Genomic DNA, 7060 nt, shown 5'->3' with positions numbered 1-7060 from the left:
GAGGTGACAAGCACCGAGCTAGAACTCCAGGCCCTCACAGCCTGACGACACGCCCAACCGAGGGATCAACCTCGTACACCACGCCCGCGGACTTGACCCAGTCTGCGACCCCTCACCACCGCCACACGGATGACCGTGAACGTCTACCCGGGATGGCCCCTGCGCTACGCCCACATCCACGTCGACGGCCTCAGGACCGATCACGCAGCCGGAGGAACGATCTGCCTGTGGGCAGAAGACGACCCCGCACAGGTCCAAGCCCAGGACCTCGACGTCCTCCTCACGCGGCTAGACGAATGGGCCACGGCTGCCCAGTCAGGGTTCAACGTCGAAGACAGAGCCTTGGATGCCTACATGCTGTTCGACAAGCGCAACGGCAAACACCACGCCGAACTGCCACTCAGCGACATCCTGCTCCTCGGAGGCAACGGATACATGACCGCGCTCGCCGCCACGGTCGCAGGCTCCGGCCTGGTCCGCATCACCACTGACACCCCCGACACCAAAGACACCGAAGACAGCGACAAACCGAGACTGCGCGGAGCCTTCTACCTGCGCAACAACATCGGACCCCCGCCGCGCAGCCTCACAGACATCGAACAAGCCCTCACCCGCAGGCAACGAGAGGACCTCCAACGCGGCCTCGATGCGCGCCAGTCCGTCGCCATCGCCGAAGTCAGCGGCGGATACGACTTCATCGTCCTGGCATGGCCCCGCCACGACCGCGAACACGACGCCATCGTCATCGCGTTCGCAGGCGCCGGACCCACCCTCCAAGCCGCCGCGCTCCCAGCGACATCCAACGACATCGCAGCCCGCAAACGACGCGCAGGCCCCGATGCTGACGCGCTCAGCGACAAAACCGTTCTCGTCGCCGGTGTCGGCTCGGTAGGAGGACACGTCGCCCTCGCACTCGCATGCAGCGGCGTAGGCACCTTGCGCCTCCACGACGACGACGACCTCACCAGCGGCAACCTGGTGCGCCACGTCTGCGATGACTACCTCGTCGGCTACATGAAGACCATCGGCGTCTCCATCACCATCAAGAGTCACGCGCCCTGGACCACAGTCGACAAGCGCCTCGCCCTGCCACACGCCCCCGACGAACTCGCCGAGCAGATCCGAGACGTCGACCTCGTCGTCGACTGCACCGGCACCTTCCACGTCACCGCAGCCCTCGCAGAGAGGTGCCGCCGCAACGACATCCCCCTCATCACCGGGGCGCTCTACCACCAAGGCTCACTGGCACGAATCCGACGCCAAGCAAACGGAGACACCCCTATAGCCGCCCGCCGGAGCAACCCCGCCTACCAACAACTCCCACCCGAAGAACCCACCGCACCCCACACAGGGTTCCTCGAACTCGGATGCACCGCTCCGGTCAACAACGCACCCCCCATCGCGGTCCTGGCCACCGCCGCCGACATCGCCCACGCAGCCGTCGACCTCCTCACCGGACGCCGCGACCGCCCCGACGAACGCACTCTCGTCTTCCGACCCATCGCCGATCACTACCCGACAACCGGCACGTTCGACGGACCGCCAGGACCGAGCACCCCCTCACCATGAACAACATTCCTACGCGCCCGCTACTGCTCGTCGCTGAAAGCGCTCAAACCAGCATGAGCACCGCCGCGGCGCACTCACATCCCGACGAGACCGGCGGAATCCTCATCGGCGTCTACCTAGACGGCCAACCATGGGTCACCCGCGCGATCGAACTGCACAGCGACGACCGCGGACGCCACCACTACCGGATACCCGCAGGCGTCACCCAACCCGCCGTGCACCAAGCAAGAACCCTCGACGGTCGACTCGGATACCTCGGTGACTGGCACAGCCACCCCGCCGACGTCGGCCCCAGTCACACCGACCTGGCAACGCTCGCCTTCATCTCCCTGACCCGGCCCCGCACGCCAAACCCGACGCTCGTCATTGCTCGGCGTCAAGGCGACCGATACCTGCTGGACGCACGCAGAATCACCGCCCTGTCTCCCCGAACCTGCGAGATCCGCCTCACCGGCGACCTACCGCACCCACGACACGCTGAGGAACCGTGATGGACAACCACCCCACCCTCAACTCCACCGACCCGCTGTTCATCTCCTACCGACACAGCGACGGCATGAGCATCACCACGGAACTCGCGTGGCTGCTGCGCGCAGCCGGGATCCCCATCTGGCGCGACCAAGACGACCTCCCTCCCGGTGACACCGAACAGCGACTCGAACAAGCCATCGCCCAAGGACTCTCCGGAGCCATCCTGGTCATCACCCCAGACGTCGCAGAGAGCGACGTCATCAAGTTCGTCGAAGCCCCCGCGCTCATCAACCTGCACAAGAACCACCCCGAGTTCGCACTGGGGATCGCCAACGCCATCACCCGTGACGACGGCGGTCTCGACTACAAAGCGCCCGACACCCGACTCGGGCAACGCGGCGGCACCCTCACCGGCGTTGACCAACAGCCCACCACCCGCGACGGGCTACTCATCACCACCAGCAAGATGCTCAACTTCCGAGTCGAGCAACAACGAGATGAGGTCGCTGCCAACGGCGGCACCTTCAACGTCAACATCCAGACCCGCAACGCAGCGCAGGTCTTCGACCGCACCGGCAGTCAACTCGACATTCGACTCCGGCGATCCACACACCCGCGGCTCCCCAACATCGACGGGCTGCGCGACCTCGCCGACATAATCGGCCTCATCCCGGACGCCGTCACACGTGCCGGAGCAAACCGAGTCCGCATCACCGGCGGCGCCCACCTCACCGTCGCACTCGCCCTCGGGGCCGCTCTACCTTCCACCCGCATCGGGCACCTAGACGTACGCGACCAGAGCGACGCAACGTGGTCAGCCGCCCCACCGCACGAAGCACGCGGACCGCTGCTCCAAGTCAACGGCACCACCACCAACCCTGACCCGCTAGCCGGACGCCCAGAAGTCGCCGTTTACCTCGACCTGCTGCCAAGTCCCAGCCACACAGCCTGGCAACGCCACCTCGACGAAAATCGCGTGAACCTGACCGCGTGGACCCACATCACCACCGCGCACGAGGGACCTCTCCGACCCGACGATGCCTCAGCCCTGGCAGCCGAAGCCGCAGCCCACATCCGCGACCTCTCCAACCTCCACGGCAACGCACGCGTCCACCTCCTCCTCCGCTGCCCCTTCCCCATCGCAGTCCTGCTAGGACGACTCACCAACACGCTCCGCATCACCGCCTACGAATGGGACGACAGCGACCACGGCACGGACCACCGCCCGCGCTATGTTCCGACCCTCGACATCCGCGCTTCCGCCCCCAGTGGCGTCATCGAACGCGTCCATCACGCATGAGGCCTACGCGTCATGGACAACGGACCACCCAGCACTCACGATCAGAGAAGTCGTGCGCGCCGCGAGCAAGGAGGACTGGTGAGCAGTGAAGAGGTCGTCAACGCAGTCCTATCTGGACAGGTTTCCTACGACGACCTCCCCGACCCGGAACAAGCGCTCGTCAGGCGCGCCTGGGAATCCCGAGACATCGCCCTCCTTGCTGCCCTCGACTTCACACGCACCTGTCCCGACTGCGGCCACCCCTACACGAGCGCGTCCCCGACATGTCGCGATCACAGCCCGCGCACCGAGGGGCAGTAATGCCTTGACCAGGACCGAAGCCGCAGCGGTACGCGACGCCATCGAGCGTGACTTCATCGAGCGGGGGCATGACGCCGCCGGACCGCGGCTGATCGAAACAGCCTTGCTGTGCCAGCCCGACGGCTGGGTCGTGCGGCTCGTTGTTGACGGTCCCTGGGATAGCCCGCATGCAGGCGTCGAGGTCGTTGTGATTCCCCCTGGTCAAACCGACCGCCTCATGAATGGAAGGCTCTGACGCGTCTCGGCAGAGTCGCAACCAGCACTCGCGGGAGCGTGCGCCTAAACGGACGCGTGATCCGTGTCGTATCAGCGTGATACGCTACGGATCAAGAGGTGATACCCATGACCCTGACCCAACAGCGGTACTCGCTCACTGACATCGAGCGAGCGGCAGTTCTACGACGTGCTCAGGAGTACCTCGTACGCGTCGAAGATAAGCGCGAAGCCAAGGCCCTCAAGGACCAGGGCAAGACACAACGCGAGATCGCTGAAATCCTTCAGATCACTCAGCCCCGAGTTCATCGACTGCTGAAGTCCGTAGAACTCGACGGCGGTGATGTGCCTGTGACTCCACGCGAGCAGATCTACCGCGCGGCACTAGAGAACAGCAGCCGAGCAGAACTCATCAACTGGCTCGTCTCTTACCCGCACACCTTCACTGAGTACGCACCCGAGCCGTTCGACGGTTCCATCCCAGGCACATGGACTGAGGTCCGAACCGCACTCCTTACCGGACTGCTGTCCCAGGAGGAGTACGACCAGATCGCCGAGAAGGTGCATCCACCTGTCAGCGCGTGACGTCGTGCATGACGAACTGACGGCCCTCCTGGCAACAGGAGGGCCGTTGCACGCTCCCCCCGAAACCGTGCGCGACTATCTCGACAACGACGACCTCATCGACGAGTACCGCCAAACGACCAAGCCCGGCGCCATCGAGGGGCGCGCCATGGTCCTTACTGCCGGTCCCCCAGGAGCGGGCAAGAGCACCACGCTGGCAGCCCTGAGGTCCACCTACCGCGTCATCGACCCCGACGAGATCAAGGACCTCCTGCTCGACCGTCTTCAGCGACGGCTGCTCCTCACCGACTTGAGGCGCCACACCCTCCCCGACGGTCAGCCTGTGCGGCCCGGCGAAGTAGCGACATGGGTCCACCGAACTTCAACCGACATCGGCGACGCCGTCCGCGCCGTGTCCCTAGCGCTAGGCGGAAACTTCGTCATGGAAGGCACGCTTCGCTGGGAAGGCACACCGCAGCAGTACGCCCGAGAACTCGACCGCAACGACTACCAGTACCTCGAAATCATCGACGTCGAGGTGCCCCGAACCACCGCACGCCGCCAAGCCCGCGAACGATGGTGGCGCGGACGCAACGATGCCTCTCTCTCACTGGGTGGTCGATTCATCGCAGACAGCGTCATCGACGACTGCTACGACACCAACGTCGACCTCATCTCCATCTGCGCAAGACACGCTCGCGACCTCTATGAAGAGGCAACTGACATGCTCGTCGCTGCGCGACTGCGAACACTGGTACGCGACCACCAGGGCGCCGCACGAACAGCCACCATCGACGCCGATGGCGCCAGTAGGTGGGACATCCCCGGCGTCACCGCGCTAGAAGGTGACCGTGGGTTCGGCGCACGGTGCGTGCGGTGCGGACGACTCCTGACCAATGCCCGATCAATCGAGATCGGCCTCGGCGAGGAATGCCGCCGCGCCTAGCCGAGCCAACTCGATTGCTAGCGCTCGTGCTGGCAAGTTGTTAGCAAGTGACAAGTCCGCTCCGCCTATACCGGCCCTGACCTGCGGAAATGCGGGCACATTGCGGCACAAGTCGCGACGCAATGAGAACTGGACTGACAACTGGATGAGAACTGACAGCTGATTCGTAGCGCCTCGATCGGCCCCGACACCCGCGTGGTGTCGGGGCCGATCGCATTCCCCGAAAATGTCGGTGGCGAGGGATAGCAAGGGACATATCAGCTGACGCCCCAGGGTCGAGACGGGATGTACGCCGTGATGGCCATCGACCCTGCCGACGAAACCACTCCCGCCAAGCGCAAGCGCTACCGCCGCCCTCCTGCCCATGAGGTGCAGGCAGCCACACCGATCTGGTGCCCAGGGTGCGAGGCGATGCGCGTGGCCGCTGACTTCGGTATCGAGCGGCGCCGCTTCAGTGGACTGAAGACTCGGTGCCGCGATTGCGATGCTGCGGCTCGCCAGACGCCCGAAGGCCGCGAGAAGACGCGCCGCTACAACAAGAAGCGCTGGTCCAACCCTGTGTACCGAGAGAAGGCGTTGGCCACGTCAAAGGCCCGGCGCCTGGTTCGCGGTCAAGAGGATTTACGTCGTGCACGCGCCCGGCTGCAGGCGATCGTTGATGCGTGGAAGGCAGAAGGCTGCGTCGACTGCGGCTACAGCGACATCCGTGCGATCGATCCTGACCACCGCAACAGCGCAGAGAAGGTCGGGCACGTGTCGCGCATGGTGCAGTTGTGTGCCTCGGCAGCCCGGATCCGCGCCGAGCTCGACAAGTGCGATCCTCGCTGCTCGAGGTGTCACCGAATGACAACGATGGCGCAGCGACCGTCGTCCTGGAGAACGGCTGAGCGACTGCCCCCCTCGTGGCGTCGCCGCGTTCAATTTCAAGACCGCAACGACGCGATCAAGCTCGAACGTGGTTGTGCGGACTGCGGTTGGGCTGAGTGGGCGCGAGGCCTCGACTGGGATCACGTCCGCGGACGAAAGACCGCAGTCATTTCGGCCATGATCGCCAACGGAAGGGCGTGGACCGAGATCGAAGAAGAGATGACCAAGTGCGAGGTCGTCTGCGCCAACTGCCATCGCATCCGCACGATCGAGCGCAACGCCCTGAGAGCTTCACGATCACTCGGTCCAACTGAACCGCGAGACGTGAGGCGCGAGGAGGAGAGAAGGGCCGGTGAGCCATCGTGAACTTCATCGGTAATGAGGCGTCGCAGAACAGTGACCAGACAATCGATGCGGCCGCCCATTTCAGACACTGGGTTACCGAGCGGACGGGCGCCATCCACGATCCCCATTGGATTCTCGTGGAGCGAGACGTCGACGCGGGCGAACGTCATCTAGTCGTCGGTCCGTATCGCGGGGCATCGGCTGCGCACGAAGCGATGATCGACTCGCTTCTCTTGGACAGCATCGCGGAGGAGTCTTGCTTCGATATGTACACGGCGTCGCATGTCGACCTGGACGCCGGCGATCTGGCTGGGCACGAGATGGTGCTGGTTGACGAGAACGAGCCGGCGCATCACGCCCGCATGGGCCGCAACTCGAGCGATTGAGGGCTCTTCGCAGATGAGGGTGTAGCGGACGACGCGGCTGGGGTCGGCGCGTCGGTACCGGGATAGAGGTCGAGGTCTTCCGAAGATGGCGGTTCCTAC

7 protein-coding genes are annotated in these 7060 nt (G+C 64.7%); all 7 read left to right on the top strand.

The window, feature by feature from the left end:
* The first annotated feature begins 129 nt into the window (after window positions 1–129).
* The 7 genes from A6R01_RS00575 (at window position 130) to A6R01_RS00545 (ending at window position 6961) form a co-directional block, all read left to right on the top strand.
* Window positions 130–1569, top strand: a complete 1440-nt coding sequence (locus A6R01_RS00575) for a ThiF family adenylyltransferase (RefSeq protein WP_292602320.1) — start codon at window positions 130–132, stop codon at window positions 1567–1569.
* Window positions 1566–2060, top strand: coding sequence for a Mov34/MPN/PAD-1 family protein (locus A6R01_RS00570; RefSeq protein ID WP_292602317.1), 495 nt, complete (start codon window positions 1566–1568; stop codon window positions 2058–2060). The genes A6R01_RS00575 and A6R01_RS00570 overlap by 4 nt, the downstream gene beginning before the upstream one ends.
* Entirely contained in the window at window positions 2060–3340 is a 1281-nt protein-coding gene (locus A6R01_RS00565) for an SAVED domain-containing protein (RefSeq protein ID WP_292602314.1), read from the top strand. Before A6R01_RS00570 ends, A6R01_RS00565 begins: the two co-directional genes overlap by 1 nt.
* A gap of 642 nt (window positions 3341–3982) precedes the next feature.
* A complete protein-coding gene (locus tag A6R01_RS00560; RefSeq protein ID WP_292602311.1) occupies window positions 3983–4438 on the top strand; it encodes a helix-turn-helix domain-containing protein in 456 nt (151 codons plus the stop codon).
* 4 nt (window positions 4439–4442) lie between these two features.
* On the top strand, window positions 4443–5363 hold the full coding sequence (locus A6R01_RS00555) for a zeta toxin family protein (protein WP_292602308.1): 921 nt from the start codon (window positions 4443–4445) through the stop codon (window positions 5361–5363).
* A 285-nt stretch (window positions 5364–5648) separates the two neighbouring features.
* Window positions 5649–6596 carry a hypothetical protein gene (locus A6R01_RS00550; protein WP_292602305.1) on the top strand — a complete coding sequence of 316 codons (948 nt, stop codon included), beginning with the start codon at window positions 5649–5651 and terminating at the stop codon, window positions 6594–6596.
* Window positions 6593–6961, top strand: a complete 369-nt coding sequence (locus A6R01_RS00545) for a hypothetical protein (protein ID WP_292602302.1) — start codon at window positions 6593–6595, stop codon at window positions 6959–6961. The genes A6R01_RS00550 and A6R01_RS00545 overlap by 4 nt, the downstream gene beginning before the upstream one ends.
* Window positions 6962–7060 lie beyond the last annotated feature (99 nt).

Origin of the sequence: Nocardioides sp. REDSEA-S30_B4 (assembly GCF_001627265.1) — a bacterium.
Taxonomy (GTDB): Bacteria; Actinomycetota; Actinomycetes; order Propionibacteriales; family Nocardioidaceae; genus Nocardioides.
This window is presented reverse-complemented; position numbering and strand designations above follow the sequence as displayed.

Bases quoted from the DNA above. Each gene is read 5' to 3' on its own strand.
- A6R01_RS00575 (WP_292602320.1), top strand. From the start codon at position 130: ATGACCGTGAACGTCTACCCGGGATGGCCCCTGCGCTACGCCCACATC.
- A6R01_RS00570 (WP_292602317.1), top strand. From the start codon at position 1,566: ATGAACAACATTCCTACGCGCCCGCTACTGCTCGTCGCTGAAAGCGCT.
- A6R01_RS00565 (WP_292602314.1), top strand. From the start codon at position 2,060: ATGGACAACCACCCCACCCTCAACTCCACCGACCCGCTGTTCATCTCC.
- A6R01_RS00560 (WP_292602311.1), top strand. From the start codon at position 3,983: ATGACCCTGACCCAACAGCGGTACTCGCTCACTGACATCGAGCGAGCG.
- A6R01_RS00550 (WP_292602305.1), top strand. From the start codon at position 5,649: ATGTACGCCGTGATGGCCATCGACCCTGCCGACGAAACCACTCCCGCC.